The following is a 17,039-nucleotide window of genomic DNA, read 5'->3' on the forward strand; positions in this document are numbered from 1 at the left end:
GTCTGCAAAAACCGCAGGGAGCCTGAAATGAGCCTATTAGAAGAAAACCAAGCCACCGACCTTGAGCAGATGGTCGGCCTCACCCGCCGCCGCTTTATCGGCGCGGGCGCCCTGTGTGGCGCCGCGATGTTCCTCGGCGGCAACCTGCTGACCCGCAGCGCCCTGGCCGTGAACGCCGCTTCCGCCAGCCCCTTGCTGGGGTTTGCCAGCATCGCCGCCGCCACCAGCGACGCCATCACCCTGCCGCCCGGCTACAGCGCCTCGGTGCTGATCAGCTGGGGCCAGCCGCTGAGCAAAAACGCCCCGGCCTTCGACCCTTCCGGGAACGGCACGGCCAAGGCTCAGGAGCAGCAGTTCGGCGACAACAATGACGGCATGAGCCTGTTCGCCTTCCCCGGCGACAACAACCGCGCGCTGATGGCGATCAACAACGAATACACCAATTACCGCTACCTGTTCGCCCACGGCGGCGCGCCGCAATCGGCCGAAGACGTGCGCAAGGCCCAGGCCAGCGAAGGCGTGTCGGTGATTGAAGTGCGGCGCAAGGGCGACACCTGGCAGTTCGTGCAGGACTCGCGCTACAACCGCCGCATCCACGGCAACTCGCCAATCCGCCTCAGTGGCCCGGCCGCCGGCCACGACTGGCTGAAAACAAGCGCCGACAACACCGGCAAAAAAGCCCTCGGCACCTTCCAGAACTGCGCCAACGGCAAAACGCCGTGGGGCACTTACCTGACCTGCGAAGAAAACTTCACTGATTGCTTCGGCAGCAGTAACCCACAACAGACCTTCGACGCCGGCCAAAAACGCTACGGCGTGGTGGCCGCCAGCAAAGACATCAACTGGCATCAGCACGACCCGCGCTTTGACATGGCCAAGAACCCCAACGAACTCAACCGCCATGGCTGGGTAGTGGAAATCGACCCGTTCGACCCGCAATCCACCCCCGCCAAACGCACCGCCCTGGGCCGTTTCAAGCATGAAAACGCGGCCCTGGCCGAAACCCGTGACGGCCGCGCCGTGGTGTACATGGGCGACGACGAGCGCGGCGAGTTCATCTACAAGTTCGTCAGCCGCGACAAAATCAACCACAAGAACCCCAAGGCCAACAAAGACCTCCTCGACCACGGCACCTTGTATGTGGCCATTCTCGACGCGGGCGACGGCAACGCCGACCACCCCAAGGGCAAGGGCCAGTGGGTGGAGTTGGCCCACGGCAAAAACGGCATCGACGCAAGCTCCGGCTTTGCCAGCCAGGCCGAAGTGTTGATTCACGCGCGCCTGGCCGCCAGCGTGGTAAAAGCCACGCGCATGGACCGCCCGGAATGGATCGTGGTCAGCCCCACCGATGGCCAGGTGTATTGCACCCTCACCAACAACGCCAAGCGCGGCGAAGACGGCCAACCGGTCGGCGGCCCGAACCCGCGCGAGAAAAACGTCTACGGGCAGATTCTGCGCTGGAAGGCCAACGCCGATGACCACGGCGCCGCCGATTTCAGCTGGGACCTGTTTGTGGTGGCGGGCAACCCCGGCGTGCATGCCGGCACGCCGAAAGGCGGCTCGTCGAATATCAACCCGCAAAACATGTTCAACAGCCCCGACGGCCTGGGTTTCGACAAGGCCGGGCGCTTGTGGATTCTCACCGACGGCGACTACAGCAACGCCGGTGACTTTGCGGGCATGGGCAATAACCAGATGTTGTGTGCCGACCCTTCAACCGGGGAAATTCGCCGCTTTATGGTCGGGCCGGTGGCCTGTGAGGTGACCGGCATCAGCTTCTCGCCGGACCAGAAAACCCTGTTTGTGGGGATTCAGCACCCCGGCGAAACCGGTGGCTCGACCTGGCCGGAGCATTTGCCGAACGGCAAGCCGCGCTCGTCGGTGCTGGCCATTCGTCGGGATGACGGCGGCATCGTCGGCGCCTGATAAGGCCTCATCGCAGGCAAGCCAGCTCCCACAGTTGACCGAGCTCCAACATGAAAATGCGGTCAAATGTGGGAGCGGGCTTGCCCGCGAAGGCGTCCGCACAGCCACCGCCTATCTATGCTGTTACCATACCCGGCCGGACGCGGCGCCCTGCTGCGCGCAGGAGTTCGCATGGCCCACCCGTTTGAAACACTGACCCCCGACCTGGTACTCGACGCCGTCGAAAGCATCGGTTTTCTCAGCGACGCGCGTGTATTGGCACTCAACAGTTACGAAAACCGCGTCTACCAGGTGGGCATCGAAGACTCAGAGCCGCTGATCGCCAAGTTCTATCGGCCTCAGCGCTGGACCAACGAAGCGATTCTCGAAGAACACCGCTTCACCTTCGAACTGGCCGAGTGCGACGTGCCGGTGGTTGCACCGCTGATTCACAACGGCGAAAGCCTGTTCGAACACGCGGGCTTTCGCTTCACCCTGTTTCCACGCCGTGGCGGGCGCGCGCCGGAGCCGGGCAACCTTGACCAGCTCTATCGCCTCGGCCAGTTGCTCGGGCGCTTGCACGCGGTGGGGTCCACCCGCCCGTTCGAACACCGTGAAGCGCTGGGCGTGAAGAACTTCGGCCACGATTCCCTCACCACCTTGCTGGAAGGCAACTTCATTCCCAAAAGTCTGCTGCCCGCCTACGAATCCGTGGCGCGCGACCTGCTCAAGCGTGTGGAAGAGGTGTACAAGGCCACGCCCCACAAGAACATCCGCATGCACGGCGATTGCCACCCCGGCAACATGATGTGCCGCGACGAGATGTTCCATATCGTCGATCTGGATGACTGCCGCATGGGCCCGGCGGTGCAGGACCTGTGGATGATGCTCGCGGGTGACCGTCAGGAATGCCTGGGCCAACTGTCGGAATTGATGGACGGCTATCAGGAATTTCACGACTTCGACCCGCGCGAACTGGCGTTGATCGAACCCCTGCGGGCCTTGCGCCTGATGCACTACAGCGCCTGGCTGGCGCGGCGCTGGGACGACCCGGCATTCCCCCACAGCTTTCCGTGGTTCGGCAGCGAACGGTATTGGGGTGACCAGGTGCTGGCGCTGCGTGAGCAATTGGCGGCGCTCAACGAAGAACCCCTGAAACTCTTCTGACCACACACTCCCCTGTGGACGCTGGCTTGTGTGGGAGCCGCTTTTCTGTGGGAGCTGGCTTGCCTGCGATGCAAGCACCTCGGTTTACCTGTTGCACCGCAGTGATGCCATCGCACGCAAGCCAGCTCCCACATTAAGCAAAGCGGGTCCCACTGGCGGATAAATATCCTTACAATCGCGCTTTGTTAGCTGCCTAAGCAAGGATTCTGCAATGCAAGCCGCCAACCCGCGCAAAGGGTACATCCTGGGCCTGAGCGCCTATATCACCTGGGGCTTGTTCCCGCTCTATTTCAAAGCCATCGCCAGCGTGCCCGCCGCGGAGATCATCGTGCACCGCGTGCTGTGGTCCGCGCTGTTTGGCGGTTTGCTGTTGATGGTGTGGAAACACCCCGGCTGGTTTCGCGAGTTGCGCGACAACCCCAAGCGCCTGGCGATTCTGGCGCTCAGCGGCTCGCTGATTGCGGCCAACTGGCTGACGTATGTATGGGCGGTGAACAGCGGGCGCATGCTCGAAGCGAGCCTGGGTTACTACATCAACCCGCTGGTGAACGTGGTGCTGGGCATGCTGATCCTCGGCGAACGCCTGCGGCGCTTGCAGTGGGTGGCGGTGGGGCTGGCGGCAGCCGGGGTGGCGCAACAGGTGTGGCAGGTCGGCAGTTTGCCGTGGGTGTCACTGGTGCTGGCGATGACCTTCGGCTTTTATGGGCTGATCCGCAAACAGGCCCCCGTGAAGGCGCTGCCGGGCTTGGTGGTGGAAACCTGGATGCTCGTGCCGATTGCCATCGCGTGGTTGCTGTTCAACCCGTCGGCCCACAGCATGCAGCCTGAATTCTGGAGCACCTCCGAAGCCTGGTGGCTGGCGGCGGCGGGGCCTGTCACGCTGATCCCGCTGGTGTGTTTCAACGCCGCTGCACGGCATTTGCCCTACACCGCGCTGGGCTTTTTACAGTACACCGCACCGACGCTGGTACTGCTGGAAGCCGTGCTGCTGTTCGGTGAACACCTGGCACCGAGCACCTTGACCGCCTTCGCCTTTATCTGGGCTGGCCTGGTGGTGTACAGCGTGGATATCTGGCTGAGCGCGCGCAAACGCTGATCAAATAACGTACAAACTCCTGCAAGCCACAGCCGGCCTAGCTTGCAGGCATTCACCCCAAGGTTATCCACAACCTGATCCCCGCCATTTGTGCACAAGCCCTTGAAACTGCTCGTTTTTTGCTCAACAGGCGGAGAGGCCCGGCGGGCGTGGTGCGGCGCCGGGTCTCTACAGGTTATCCACAGGCCCATGCAAGATTTCCATGCATAACCTTGCGGGCAAGTCATTCCTCGTGGTGCAACTCCACCATCAAGTCATCGGCCAGGGTTTCCAGGGACAGTTGCAAGGTATCCAGGGACAACGCGGCCGGCACCTGCAAGAGCGCCTCGGCGGTGAACAGCGGGTCACCACTCATGGGCGCCGGACGCACGTCGGTGCTCAGGCTTCCCAGGTTCACGCCCTGCCTGCTCAATAGCGCAGTAATCTCGCGCACGATGCCCGAACGGTCGTTGCCCACCAGCGTCATCAGGATCGACTTGGACGCCGCAGCCTGCCCGCTGCTGCCCTCACCCACCAGCACGCGAATGCCATGGGTGGATAAGTCTTCCAGCGCGCCCACCAGCGCCTGACGGTTTTCCGTGGGTACACTGACCCGCAATATCCCGGCAAACTGCCCGGCCATGTGCGCCATGCGGCTTTCCAGCCAGTTGCCACCGTGGGTGGCGATGTTCTGCGCGATACGTTCAACAAGGCCGGGTTTGTCGGCGGCGATAATAGTGAGTACAAGATGGTCCATGGCGAAGCCCTCTGAATTCAATCTACAAGGTGGACTCGGGAGCCCTCGAAAACAAATCGTGTACCATTTTTATATTTATCTGGAACAATTCAGTAGTTTTTTGAGAACATCCCATCCCCCACTGTGACCGAATGTCACAGGAGGGTCGCTAAACGACGTATTTAGTCAAATTTTCACAACCGCAAGTCATCATGTAGTATGCCCAATCGCGCACTACATAACGTTGGGTCGATGTCTGCCAAGGCACCTACGTATCGCGAAATCCGCCAGCCCGGCCGCCTTTTTCAGGCATGTACCGGGGGATCGGGTTCGTGGTTTAAATGGCCAGAGGCTTCATTGGTAAATTGAAAAGCTGAAAAGCGCATAAGCTCCGAAGAGTGAGGCAAGAGATGACTGAACACGTTCAAGTCGGTGGCCTTAAGGTCGCCAAAGTCCTGTTCGACTTCGTGAACAACGAAGCCATTCCCGGCACCGGTATCACAGCCGACCAGTTCTGGGCCGGCGCCGACAAGGTCATCCACGACCTGGCCCCGAAGAACAAAGCCCTGCTCGCCAAGCGCGACGATTTCCAGGCGCGCATCGACGCCTGGCACCAAACCCACGCGGGCACCGCCCACGACGCGGCGGCCTACAAAGCCTTCCTGCAAGACATCGGCTACCTGCTGCCAGAAGCTGCAGACTTCCAGGCTACGACCCAAAACGTCGATGACGAAATTGCCCGCATGGCCGGCCCGCAGCTGGTGGTGCCGGTGATGAATGCCCGTTTTGCCCTCAACGCCTCGAATGCGCGCTGGGGCTCGCTGTACGACGCGCTGTACGGCACCGACGCCATCAGCGAAGCCAATGGTGCCGAAAAGGGCCAGGGCTATAACAAGGTGCGGGGCGACAAGGTCATCGCCTTCGCCCGCGCCTTCCTCGACGAAGCCGCGCCGCTCACCGCCGGCAGCCACGTTGACTCCACCGGTTACAAGATCGTCGATGGCAAGCTGATCGTCAGCCTCAAGGGCGGCAGCAACAGCGGCCTGCGCGACGACGCACAGCTGATCGGCTTCCAGGGCCCTGCGGCCGAGCCGATTGCGATCTTGCTGAAACACAACGGCCTGCATTTCGAAATCCAGATCGACGCCAGTACTCCGGTCGGCCAGACCGACGCCGCCGGCGTCAAAGATGTGCTGATGGAAGCCGCGCTGACCACCATCATGGACTGCGAAGACTCCGTGGCCGCCGTGGATGCCGATGACAAAGTGGTGATCTACCGCAACTGGCTCGGCCTGATGAAGGGCGACCTGGCCGAAGAAGTCGCCAAGGGCGGCAAAACCTTCACCCGCACCATGAACCCTGACCGCGTCTACACCGGCGTGGATGGCCAGGACGTGACCCTGCACGGCCGTTCGCTGCTGTTCGTGCGCAACGTTGGCCACTTGATGACCATCGACGCGATCCTCGACAAAGCCGGCAACGAAGTACCGGAAGGCATTCTCGACGGCCTGGTCACCAGCCTGGCGGCGATTCACAGCCTCAACGGCAACAACAGCCGTAAAAACAGCCGCACTGGCTCCGTGTACATCGTGAAGCCGAAAATGCACGGCCCGGAAGAAGCCGCGTTCACCAACGAGCTGTTCGGCCGTATTGAAGAAGTGCTGAACCTGCCGCGCAACACGCTCAAAGTCGGGATTATGGACGAAGAGCGCCGCACCACGGTCAACCTCAAGGCTTGCATCAAGGCGGCCAGCGAGCGCGTGGTGTTTATCAACACCGGTTTCCTCGACCGCACCGGCGACGAAATCCACACTTCCATGGAAGCAGGCGCGATGGTGCGCAAGGCGGCCATGAAGGCGGAAAAATGGATCGGCGCCTACGAGAACTGGAACGTCGATATCGGCCTGAGCACCGGCCTGCAAGGGCGTGCACAGATCGGTAAAGGCATGTGGGCCATGCCCGACCTGATGGCGGCGATGCTTGAGCAAAAGATTGCTCACCCGCTGGCGGGCGCCAACACCGCCTGGGTGCCGTCGCCCACTGCGGCTGCGCTGCACGCGTTGCACTACCACAAGGTCGACGTGTTCGCCCGCCAGGCCGAACTGGCCAAGCGCGAACGCGCCTCGGTGGACGACATCCTGACGATTCCTCTGGCGACAAATACCGATTGGTCCGACGAAGAAATCCGCAACGAGCTGGACAACAACGCCCAGGGCATCCTCGGCTATGTCGTGCGCTGGATCGACCAGGGCGTGGGCTGCTCCAAAGTGCCGGACATCAACGACGTCGGCCTGATGGAAGACCGCGCCACGCTGCGCATCTCCAGCCAGCACATTGCCAACTGGCTGCGCCACGGCATCGTCAACGAAGGTCAGGTAATGGAAAGCCTCAAGCGCATGGCGCCGGTGGTGGACCGTCAGAATGCCGGTGACGCGCTGTACCGTCCGCTGGCGCCGGATTTTGACAGCAACATTGCGTTTCAGGCGGCGGTGGAATTGGTGATTGAAGGGACTAAACAGCCCAATGGTTACACCGAGCCGGTGTTGCATCGTCGGCGTCGGGAGTTCAAGGCTAAAAACGGCCTGTAAATGAAAAAGCCCTGATCGAAAGATCAGGGCTTTTTTATAAGCCCGGCAAGTACGTCAGGCCAATGCAATAAGATGCTGCGCGTTGTGGCGGCCAGTCAGGATGTGTAGGCAAAAATCACCCCATTTAACAGCACACTTTCTCCTGTCGAACTCTCCAAACGCACATTTTGCAAATCCCCCTTCTGTACGCGCAGGTCACCCTCCTTCTCAATCTCCAGTCGAAGTAGCCCAGCTGCCGACTGAGTATCAAACGTCTTGCCACTGCTGTCGGTATAAATAATGTTGTCGGGTGACCCAGTGGTAATGATCTTTGAGCCCGATGTGAACGATTCGGCATAGGTTATTTCGATTTTCTCAGCCCCTCCGCCCGAGACCTTGGTTCTCTTGGACGTGCCGGAGACGTTTTTAATGGCAAGAACCCGGGCTTCGGGGGCATCGTCTGTTTTTATCAAACAGAAGGTGTTTTCCAATTCTTTATCAGTTTTCGCTTTGGTTTGCGCAGCAGTCGTCATGGCGAGCTCCTTGTGCACAGGTGATGAGCCACTGGCAACGTTCCAGAACGCTCAAGCCCAGTACACCGTCTTCGCAGTTTCCTGCCTACTGTCAGAGTTGACAGGTTCGACCAACGGTCGCTACTGGACCATCCCCAGTTCGCGCTTGACCATCTTCGCCAACTTCACGCTATCGATCGGCTTGAGCATGAAGTCCACAACACTCATGTGCATGGCATCGATCACGTCCCGTGCTTCCGCATCGCCCGACATGATGATGATCGGCAACGCGGCCCGGGTGGAACCGCGCACTTGCTTGATCAATTCCAGGCCATTGCTCGGCGCCATGCGCAAATCGGTGATCAACAAGCCGATGGAACTGCTGGAGCTCAATAAGTCCCACGCCGATTCGCCACTGTCGGCGGTCATGCAGCGAATGCCGTCCAGCCCGAGGATTTCCGCCAGCAGTTCACGCGCGTCCTTGTCGTCGTCAACAATCAACACGCGCTGTGGCGGTAAATCGGGCTCCAGCATCACGGCGCTCAGCGCCTCGCGCTCGGCATCACTCAAAATATCGTGGTCGGACATACGTTTCTCAGCAGTTCTCATCAATCTCCCAGCACACTCGTCAGACATCTGCGGAAGGGCGAACAATGTGCACTTCGTCGGAAAGTTTGCCTAGTGGGCGTTCTACGGGGTTTGGACGATAGCCATGTAAGGTTTTTCCCTAGCGGGGCGCGGTTCTCCTCGACCTAGACTTACGTCCAATGGGCACCCGCCGCGCGGAAGTCGACCATGGGGAACGATAACGACAAAAAAACTGCGGTCACTGTTATGAGTAAAGCTGATGCTTTCGCCCAGGCGGGAAAAACCGCCGTGTTGCAGAACATCCACGGCACCCTGCAATTCCTGCAACGCTTCCCGCCCTTCAACCAGATGGAAAACGCGCACCTGGCGTTTCTGGTCGAGCAATGCCAACTGCGCTTTTACGGACCGGGTGACAGCATCCTCAAGCCATCGGGCGGGCCGGTGGAGCACTTCTATATCGTCAAGCAAGGCCGGGTAGTGGGCGAGCGGCCGGACTCCAGCGAAACCACCTTCGAAATCACCACGGGCGAATGTTTCCCACTCGCCGCGCTGCTCGGTGAGCGCGCCACGCGCACCGAACACAAAGCCGCTGAAGACACCTTCTGCCTGCAACTGAACAAACCGGCCTTTATCAAACTGTTCGCGCTGTCCAGCCCGTTTCGCGACTTTGCCTTGCGCGGCGTCAGCAGCCTGCTGGATCAGGTGAACCAGCAGGTGCAGCAAAAAGCCGTGGAAACCCTTGGCACCCAGTACTCGCTGAACACCCGCCTGGGGGAATTGGCCATGCGCCACCCCGTCACCTGCAGCCCCAATACGCCGTTGCGCGAGGCGGTAACGCTGATGCACGAGCAGCAGGTGGGCAGCATCGTGATCGTGGACGCGCATAAAGCGCCCCTGGGCATTTTTACCCTGCGCGACCTGCGCCAAGTGGTGGCCGACGGCGCCAGCGACTTCAATCAAGTCATCGAACATCACATGACCCAGGCGCCGTTTTTTCTCACGCCGGACCACAGCGCCTTCGATGCCGCCATCGCCATGACCGAGCGGCACATCGCCCATGTGTGCCTGGTCAAGGACCAACGCCTGTGTGGCGTGGTGTCCGAGCGCGACCTGTTTTCCCTGCAACGCGTGGACCTGGTGCACCTGGCCCGCACCATCCGCAATGCGCCACGGGTGGAAAACCTGGTGGCCATACGCGGCGAAATCGGCCAGTTGGTCGAGCGCATGCTGGCCCATGGCGCCTCGTCGACCCAGATCACCCACATCATTACGCTGCTCAACGATCACACCGTGTGCCGGGTGATCGAACTCACGCTGGCCGAAAACAGCGACCCTGGCGTGCCGTTCAGCTGGCTGTGTTTCGGCAGCGAAGGGCGTCGTGAGCAAACCCTGTTTACCGACCAGGACAACGGCATCCTGTTCGAGGCCAGGGACGCTGCCGAGGCGGCGGACATTCGCGCACGGCTGTTGCCGCTGGCGCAGCAGATCAACGGCAGCCTGGCGCTGTGCGGCTTCAGCCTGTGCAAAGGCAACATTATGGCGGGCAACCCCGAGCTGTGCTTGTCGCGGGCGGAATGGGCGCGACGGTTTGCGGCGTTCATCCGCGAGGCGACGCCGGAGAACCTGCTGGGGTCGAGCATCTATTTCGACTTGCGCGTGGTGTGGGGCGAAGAACGCGGCGCCGAGCAACTGCGCCAGGGCATTCTGGATCAAGTGGCGGATAACCGGCTGTTCCAACGCATGCTGGCCGAGAACGCCTTGCGCCAACGCCCGCCCGTGGGGCGTTTTCGCGAATTTGTGTTGACCCGCAAAGGCGCGGAAAAAGCCACGCTGGACCTGAAAGTGCAAGGCCTCACGCCGTTTGTAGATGGCGCTCGCTTGCTGGCCCTGGCCAATGGCATCCACGCCAACAACACCCTGGAGCGCCTGCGCCAATTGGTGGGCAAGCACATCATCGAACCGCTGGACGGCGCGGCTTATGAAGAGGCGTACCATTTCATCCAGCAAACCCGCATGCAGCAGCACCAGTTGCAGACCCGCGAGAACCAGCCGTATTCCAACCGCGTCGACCCCGACAGCCTCAACCACCTGGACCGGCGCATCCTGCGCGAATCCCTGCGTCAGGCCCAGCGCCTGCAAAGCAGCCTGACATTGCGGTATCAACTGTGAGCTGGTTCGGATGGCTACGTAAGAAAAAACCCGGACTCGACGCAGAACAACAGCAGCGCCTGGCGCAATTGCCCAAACCCGTCGCACTGGGGGAAGGGCCATTGCGCAGCCAACGCTGGGTGGTGGTAGACCTGGAAACCAGCGGCCTGAACCTCAACCGCGACCAAGTGCTGTCCATTGGCGCCGTGGTGATCGAGGACGGTGCGGTGGACTTTTCTCAACTGTTCGAACGCACCTTGCAACGTGCTGAAACAAAGCTCAGCCCCAGCGTGTTGATTCACGGCCTGGGCCCCAGCGCGATTGCCGCCGGCAGCGACCCGGCCGAAGCGCTGCTCGACTTCATGGAATTCGTCGGCGACAGCCCGTTGCTGGCCTTTCACGCGCCATTCGATCACCACATGCTGTGCCGCGCGCTCAAGGACAGCCTGGGTTATCGTCTGGGCCATCCGTTTCTGGATGTGGCCGACCTCGCCCCGCTGCTGTGCCCCGAAGCGAACATTCGTGAAGCCGGGCTTGATGACTGGATCAACCACTTCAAGCTGCACGTGGGAGAACGTCATCACGCCAGCGCCGACGCCCTGGCCACGGCCGAGCTGATGCTCATCCTGTTCAGCCGCGCAAGCCGCCAGCACATCGACAGCCCGCAGGCACTGCAAGAGCGTTTGAGCCAATGGAAACGGCGCAAACAGGCGCCCTCTTTCTAGCGGACGCAGAGCGTCCAGAGAGGCATTCCCACGCAGAGCATGGGAACGATCGCCCGACAGACGCCAATTGCGCACGCCCTGCGCCTCTGACACAATCGCGAATAATTCTCGTTAGTTTAAACCTCTTGTTTATTCGGTGATGCCTTGTCGTCGGTCCAGACCCCACACAGTGAGCTAGTTGGCGCGTTGTATCGCGACCATCGTGGCTGGCTGCTGGCCTGGCTGCGGCGCAATGTGGCGTGCCCGAGCCGCGCCGAGGACCTGAGCCAGGACACCTTCATGCGCCTGCTCGGCCGCGACGAGCTGCGCGAACCCCGCGAGCCACGGGCGTTTCTGGTGGCCATCGCCAAAGGCCTGCTGTTCGACTACTTCCGTCGCGCCGCCCTGGAACAGGCCTACCTCACCGAATTGATGCTGATTCCGGAAAGCGAGCACCCCTCGCCGGAAGAACAGCAACTGATCCTCGAAGACCTGAAGGCCATCGACCGTTTGCTCGGCAAGCTCTCGAGCAAGGCCCGCGCGGCGTTCCTCTATAACCGCCTCGACGGCCTAGGCCACGCCGAAATCGCTCAGCGCCTCGGCGTGTCGGTGCCGCGCGTGCGCCAGTACCTGGCCCAGGGCATTCGCCAGTGCTACATCGCCCTGTATGGCGAGCCGTTGTGACAGCCTCAAGGCCGGTTTCGGCGCGTGTGCTGGATGCTGCGATTGCCTGGCAACTGTCTCTTGATTCGGACGACGGCAGCGCGCTGGAGCGCGAGGAGTTCGACAAATGGCTGGCCAGCGATGAAGAACACGCCCGCGCCTGGCGCCAACTGGGCATGCTCGACCAGCGCTTCAGCCTGGCGTCGGGCCCGGCACGGGCGGCATTGCTGCAGTCGCGCCAGAGCATCCGCCAGCGCGTGCGCAAGCTGGGCAGCGGCCTGGCGAGTGTGGCGCTGGTCATTGGCCTGGCGCTGTTTGCCGGTGAACGTTATGTGCCGATCCACTATTGGCTGGCCGACCAGCGCACCGCCACTGGCGAGCAACGTACGCTGAAACTGGCGGATGGCACGCTGATCAACCTCAACACCCACAGCGCCATTGACGTGCGTTTTGATGAGAAACGCCGGTTGATCGTGTTGCAGGAAGGCGAAATTCTCGTTGAAACCGGCCATAACGATGCGCGGCCTTTTTATGTGCAAACCCGCGACGGCAGCCTGCGGGCGCTGGGCACGCGGTTTATCGTCAGGCGCGAGGACGACGCCACGCGCTTGAGCGTGTTGCAGTCCGCGGTGGCTGCGCAGCCGGAGGCGTTGCGCCAGGAACAAATTTTCAAGCAAGGCCAGCAAGTGCTGATGCGCAGTGACGGCCTCGGCCCGGTGCTGGCCGTCACCCCCGCCACCGACGCCTGGACCCGCGGCATGCTGGTGGTCGACAACGCCCGTTTGGGCGATGTGGTCAATGAACTGGGGCGCTACCGCACCGGCTACCTGGGGGTGGATAAAAACGCCGCCGACTTGCGCATCACCGGCAGCTTCCCGCTGCATGACACCACACTGGCGCTCAACGCCCTGCTGCCCACCTTGCCGGTGCAGATCGAGCAGCACACGCCGTGGTGGGTGACGGTCAAGGGCAAGCCTTAGGCTTCGGCGTGCCCCGGCTATTGCTATCGCAGGCAAGCCAGCTCCCACATTTTTGTCGGTGTTCACAAATCAAAATGTGGGAGCTGGCTTGCCTGCGATGAGGCCCTGGAGAACACCCCAAAAAATATTTTCACCCCGCCCTATCACTTTTTGATTCTCGTCCGGCACCTAGGCAATTGAGAAATATTTCCATTCAGGAGCCGTCCCCATGTCCCGCACGCTCGACACCTTGCTGCGCCCCAGCCTGTTAGCCCTGGCCATCGCCCTCAGCGCCCCGCTGGCCAGCACCTCGCTGGTCGCCGCCGAACAGGCTTCCAGCGTGCGCGCCTACAACCTGCCGGCGGCGCCGCTGGCCACCACCTTGAACCAGATCGCCAGCCAGGCGGGCCTTGCGCTGACACTCAATCCGTCGCTGGCCTCGGGCAAAACCTCGGCCCCGGTCAAAGGCCAGTTCGATGCACAGGGCGCGCTGCGTGAGGCATTGCGCGGGACGGGGTTGCAGCTGGAGCAAAGCAGCGCGGGCACCTTCACCCTGGTCGCGATCCCCGACGGTGTGGTGGCCCTGCCGGAAACCAACATCACCGGGCAAGACGCCAACTACGAAAGCGCTTGGGGCCCGGTGCAAGGCTACCTGGCGACCCGCACCGCCGCCGGCACCAAGACCGACACTGCGCTGGTCGAAGCGCCGCGCTCGATCTCCGTCGCCACCCGCCAGCAGATGCAGGACCGCAACGTCCAGAACCTGGACGACGCGGTCAAATACATGCCCGGCATCGTGTCTGCCAGCTACGGCAGCGACACCCGTTACGACTGGATGCGCGTGCGCGGCTTCGAACCCACGCAGTTCCTTGATGGTTTGCCACTGCCACGCGGTGTCTACGCCAACCCGAAAGCCGAAACCTGGAACCTGGACCGCCTCGCCCTGTTGCGGGGCCCGGCGTCGTCGGTCTACGGTCAAACGCCACCCGGCGGCTTGCTGGACATGGTCAGCCGCCGCCCCAGCGCTGAATCGAGCAGTGCCATCCAGCTGCAATACGGCAGTGACAACTACCGCCAAATCAACTTCGCCAGCACCGGCAAGATCGATGATGAGGGCCGGTTTCTCTACGGCCTCAGCGGCGTGGTCCGCGATGCGGGCACTCAGGTCGATCACATCGACAACAAGCGCTACAACATCGCGCCGAGCCTGACCTGGAACATCGACCCCGATACCAAGCTGACTTTCCTGTCGCAATTCACGCGAGACGATACAGGCGCCACCAGCCAATTCCTGCCGATCGTGGGTACCAAGATAAACTCGCCATTGGGTGACGTTTCCCACCACAAAAACCTGGGCGATCCGGATTACGAGTTCTACGACCGTACCTACTACGCGCTGGGCTATGCTTTCGAGCACCGCTTCAATGACACCTGGCAGTTCAAGCAGAACCTGCGCTACACAAAATCGGAGCTGTCGTTCCAGCAGTTGACCGTAGGTGCCTACGCCTATTTCCCGGTTGACGCTGCCGGCAATATCGACCGAACCTCGACCAACGTTGATGAAAACATCGGCCAATTCGCGGTCGATAACAATTTTCAGGCCGACTTCAGCACCGGCGACATCACCCACACCCTGCTGCTGGGCCTGGATCATCAACGCACCGACACCTCATACCTGTCGATCTACGGTAGTGCCGGGCGCGTCAATATCTTCAACCCGGTGAACACTGCGCCGGTGGTACGCCCTCCGCGCTCCGATGCGTATTACGACTACAACCAGAAAACCGTGCAAACCGGCCTCTACGCACAAGACCAGATGGCCCTCGACAAATGGCGCCTGACGCTCGGTGGGCGTGAAGACTGGGTGCACCAAGGCACCACCTACTTCAACAAAAACGACGCAACCAACACTGACCGCAGCAAGAACTTCAGCGGCAACGCGGCGATCAGTTATGTGTTCGATTCGGGCTTTGTGCCTTACCTGTCCTACGCCGAGTCGTTTCAGCCTGCCAGCAACGCCAGCGTAGATCCGGTGAAATCCTACAAGCCCACCGAAGGCAAGCAATGGGAACTGGGGGTCAAGTATCAGCCACCAGGCACCAACACATTGCTGAGTGCAGCGATCTATGACCTGACCCAGAAAAACGTACTGGTCGCCAGCACAGGCGCGGGCGGCCAGGCGGTCACCGACCAGACCGGCGAAGTGAAGGTCAAGGGGTTGGAACTGGAGGCCGTGTCTGACGTCACCGAGAACCTCAAAGTAATCGCGGCTTATACCCTCGCCAAATCCGAAGTGCAGAAAGGCGAGTTCAAAGGCAACCGCCTGCAACTGATGCCGAACCAGCAGGCATCGTTGTGGACCGACTATACCTGGCACAACGGTGTGCTTGACGGCTTCGGTATCGGCTTCGGCGCGCGCTACACGGGCAACACCTATGGCGACCAGGCCAACACCTGGTTGGGCAAGGCCAACGCCTACACGGTGTTCGACGGCGCGGTGCATTACGACTTGGGCCGTCTGGACAACAGCCTCAAAGGGGCCTCGTTGAAACTCAATGCCACCAACCTGTTCAACAAGGATTACATTTCCACCTGTGACGGTTCCTACTGCTACTTCGGCGACCAGCGCAGCGTTGTCGCCAGCGCCACCTACCAGTGGTAATCGCCTGAGTTAGTCACCGGGCCGTCCCACGGGGCGGCTTTGGTGTGTCTGAAGGTTGAAAAAATGAAAAGCAAAACCATCCGCCGCTGGTCCTTCATCCACACCTGGACCAGCCTGATCTGCACGGTGTTCCTGCTGCTGCTCGCCCTCACCGGCTTGCCGCTGGTGTTCCACCATGAGATCGACCATCTGCTGGGCAACGAGCCGCAACTGGCGCAGATGCCTGCCGACACACCGCAGCTCAACCTTGAGCAACTGGTCGCCAAAGCCCAGGCCCATCGCCCCGGCGAGGCCATGCAATACCTGGCCTGGGACGAAGACGACAAGAACGGTGTGATCGCGATCATGGCCGCCACGGCCGGCACCGAACCCAACTCGTCCCATACCTTCATGCTCGATGCACGCACCGGCGACGCCCTGGAAACGCCGGCGGCCAATGGCGGGCTGACCCTGTTCCTGCTGCGCCTGCACACCGACATGTTCGTCGGGCTGCCGGGCAAGTTGCTGCTGGCGTTCATGGGCATTTTGTTTGTGGTGGCGATTGTTTCCGGCACGGTGCTGTACCTGCCATTCATGCGCCGGCTGAAGTTCGCCACCGTGCGTCAGGACAAATCCACGCGCCTGCGCTGGCTCGACCTGCATAACCTGATCGGCATAGTCACCCTGACCTGGGCGTTGGTGGTGGGCGTGACCGGCGTAATCAGTGCCTGCGCCGATCTGATCATCGCCGCCTGGCGCCAGGACAGCCTCAGCGCCATGATCGAACCCTACAAAAACGCCCCGCCGTTGACCCAGCGCGCACCCGCCACCGAACTGCTGAGCATCGCCGCCAAGGCCGCGCCAGGCATGGAGCCGGACTTTATCGCCTTCCCCGGCACGCGCTTTTCCAGCGAGCACCATTACGCGGTGTTCATGAAGGGCAGCACGCACCTGACCTCACATCTGCTCACGCCTGTACTGATTGATGCCAGCACCCTGGCCGTCACCGCCATCGCCGAACGGCCGTGGTACATGGACGCCATGGGCATGTCACAGCCGCTGCATTTTGGCGATTACGGCGGCATGCCGATGAAGGTTCTGTGGGCGGTGCTGGATGTGCTGACCATCATCGTGCTCGGCAGCGGGATTTACCTGTGGGTCGTGCGGCGCAAGGCCGCCAAACCATGAAGCCGCGTCAGTCTAGTTTCTGGAAGGTGTTCGGCATTCCACTGGGGATTGGCCTGCTCAGCGCCGCCGGGTTGTTTGCGGCGTTGTTGGGGGACGGGCTGTGGGATTCGCTCAGTTGGGTGGGGTTGGGGGGTCCGGCAGCCATTGGTGTTTGGGGGTTGTTTAAGCGGTGCGGCTGAAGGCGCT

14 protein-coding genes are annotated in these 17,039 nt (G+C 61.4%); 11 read left to right on the plus strand and 3 right to left on the minus strand.

Annotated features, from left to right (window positions below; genetic code table 11):
- Positions 1 to 27: 27 nt before the first annotated feature.
- From ATI14_RS04200 to rarD, 3 genes are all read left to right on the plus strand, one after another.
- On the plus strand, positions 28 to 1,926 hold the full coding sequence (locus tag ATI14_RS04200) for a PhoX family protein (RefSeq protein WP_016974161.1): 1,899 nt from the start codon (positions 28 to 30) through the stop codon (positions 1,924 to 1,926).
- A gap of 171 nt (positions 1,927 to 2,097) precedes the next feature.
- Positions 2,098 to 3,072 carry a serine/threonine protein kinase gene (locus ATI14_RS04205; protein ID WP_016974162.1) on the plus strand — a complete coding sequence of 325 codons (975 nt, stop codon included), beginning with the start codon at positions 2,098 to 2,100 and terminating at the stop codon, positions 3,070 to 3,072.
- Between the two features lie 211 nt (positions 3,073 to 3,283).
- Entirely contained in the window at positions 3,284 to 4,168 is an 885-nt protein-coding gene (rarD, locus tag ATI14_RS04210; protein ID WP_016974163.1) for an EamA family transporter RarD, read from the plus strand.
- Between the two features lie 223 nt (positions 4,169 to 4,391).
- On the opposite strand, the gene ATI14_RS04215 is transcribed toward rarD, so the two are convergent.
- Complete coding sequence (locus tag ATI14_RS04215) at positions 4,392 to 4,904, minus strand: glycine cleavage system transcriptional repressor (protein WP_016974164.1); 513 nt, start codon at positions 4,902 to 4,904, stop codon at positions 4,392 to 4,394.
- A gap of 389 nt (positions 4,905 to 5,293) precedes the next feature.
- Here ATI14_RS04215 and ATI14_RS04220 point away from each other — a divergent pair, with 389 nt between their 5' ends.
- Positions 5,294 to 7,471, plus strand: a complete 2,178-nt coding sequence (locus ATI14_RS04220) for a malate synthase G (protein ID WP_016974165.1) — start codon at positions 5,294 to 5,296, stop codon at positions 7,469 to 7,471.
- 95 nt (positions 7,472 to 7,566) lie between these two features.
- Here the strand turns inward: ATI14_RS04220 and ATI14_RS04225 are convergent, their stop codons facing one another.
- Positions 7,567 to 7,983, minus strand: a complete 417-nt coding sequence (locus ATI14_RS04225) for a hypothetical protein (protein WP_016974166.1) — start codon at positions 7,981 to 7,983, stop codon at positions 7,567 to 7,569.
- 120 nt (positions 7,984 to 8,103) lie between these two features.
- Positions 8,104 to 8,550 (minus strand): response regulator, encoded by a 447-nt coding sequence (locus ATI14_RS04230; RefSeq protein WP_016974167.1) that lies wholly within the window; start codon positions 8,548 to 8,550, stop codon positions 8,104 to 8,106.
- Positions 8,551 to 8,796: 246 nt separating this feature from the next.
- Here ATI14_RS04230 and ATI14_RS04235 point away from each other — a divergent pair, with 246 nt between their 5' ends.
- From ATI14_RS04235 to ATI14_RS04265, 7 genes are all read left to right on the plus strand, one after another.
- A complete protein-coding gene (locus tag ATI14_RS04235; protein WP_042918774.1) occupies positions 8,797 to 10,719 on the plus strand; it encodes a putative nucleotidyltransferase substrate binding domain-containing protein in 1,923 nt (640 codons plus the stop codon).
- On the plus strand, positions 10,716 to 11,423 hold the full coding sequence (locus tag ATI14_RS04240; RefSeq protein WP_016974169.1) for a 3'-5' exonuclease: 708 nt from the start codon (positions 10,716 to 10,718) through the stop codon (positions 11,421 to 11,423). The genes ATI14_RS04235 and ATI14_RS04240 overlap by 4 nt, the downstream gene beginning before the upstream one ends.
- Before the next feature lie 144 nt (positions 11,424 to 11,567).
- Positions 11,568 to 12,086, plus strand: coding sequence for an RNA polymerase sigma factor (locus ATI14_RS04245; RefSeq protein ID WP_016974170.1), 519 nt, complete (start codon positions 11,568 to 11,570; stop codon positions 12,084 to 12,086).
- Positions 12,083 to 13,045, plus strand: coding sequence for a FecR domain-containing protein (locus tag ATI14_RS04250; protein ID WP_080520442.1), 963 nt, complete (start codon positions 12,083 to 12,085; stop codon positions 13,043 to 13,045). The genes ATI14_RS04245 and ATI14_RS04250 overlap by 4 nt, the downstream gene beginning before the upstream one ends.
- A 208-nt stretch (positions 13,046 to 13,253) precedes the next feature.
- Positions 13,254 to 15,686, plus strand: a complete 2,433-nt coding sequence (locus ATI14_RS04255) for a TonB-dependent siderophore receptor (RefSeq protein ID WP_016974172.1) — start codon at positions 13,254 to 13,256, stop codon at positions 15,684 to 15,686.
- A 63-nt stretch (positions 15,687 to 15,749) separates the two neighbouring features.
- Positions 15,750 to 16,853 (plus strand): PepSY-associated TM helix domain-containing protein, encoded by a 1,104-nt coding sequence (locus tag ATI14_RS04260; protein WP_016974173.1) that lies wholly within the window; start codon positions 15,750 to 15,752, stop codon positions 16,851 to 16,853.
- Entirely contained in the window at positions 16,850 to 17,032 is a 183-nt protein-coding gene (locus ATI14_RS04265) for a hypothetical protein (RefSeq protein ID WP_016974174.1), read from the plus strand. The genes ATI14_RS04260 and ATI14_RS04265 overlap by 4 nt, the downstream gene beginning before the upstream one ends.
- The last annotated feature ends 7 nt before the right edge of the window (positions 17,033 to 17,039 follow it).

Source organism: Pseudomonas tolaasii NCPPB 2192 (assembly GCF_002813445.1).
Classification (GTDB): domain Bacteria; phylum Pseudomonadota; class Gammaproteobacteria; order Pseudomonadales; family Pseudomonadaceae; genus Aquipseudomonas; species Aquipseudomonas tolaasii.

Coding starts and splice junctions, on each gene's coding strand:
- ATI14_RS04200 (WP_016974161.1), top strand. CDS start 28: ATGAGCCTATTAGAAGAAAACCAAGCCACCGACCTTGAGCAGATGGTC.
- ATI14_RS04205 (WP_016974162.1), top strand. CDS start 2,098: ATGGCCCACCCGTTTGAAACACTGACCCCCGACCTGGTACTCGACGCC.
- rarD (WP_016974163.1), top strand. CDS start 3,284: ATGCAAGCCGCCAACCCGCGCAAAGGGTACATCCTGGGCCTGAGCGCC.
- ATI14_RS04215 (WP_016974164.1), bottom strand. CDS start 4,904: ATGGACCATCTTGTACTCACTATTATCGCCGCCGACAAACCCGGCCTT.
- ATI14_RS04220 (WP_016974165.1), top strand. CDS start 5,294: ATGACTGAACACGTTCAAGTCGGTGGCCTTAAGGTCGCCAAAGTCCTG.
- ATI14_RS04225 (WP_016974166.1), bottom strand. CDS start 7,983: ATGACGACTGCTGCGCAAACCAAAGCGAAAACTGATAAAGAATTGGAA.
- ATI14_RS04230 (WP_016974167.1), bottom strand. CDS start 8,550: ATGTCCGACCACGATATTTTGAGTGATGCCGAGCGCGAGGCGCTGAGC.
- ATI14_RS04235 (WP_042918774.1), top strand. CDS start 8,797: ATGAGTAAAGCTGATGCTTTCGCCCAGGCGGGAAAAACCGCCGTGTTG.
- ATI14_RS04255 (WP_016974172.1), top strand. CDS start 13,254: ATGTCCCGCACGCTCGACACCTTGCTGCGCCCCAGCCTGTTAGCCCTG.
- ATI14_RS04260 (WP_016974173.1), top strand. CDS start 15,750: ATGAAAAGCAAAACCATCCGCCGCTGGTCCTTCATCCACACCTGGACC.
- ATI14_RS04265 (WP_016974174.1), top strand. CDS start 16,850: ATGAAGCCGCGTCAGTCTAGTTTCTGGAAGGTGTTCGGCATTCCACTG.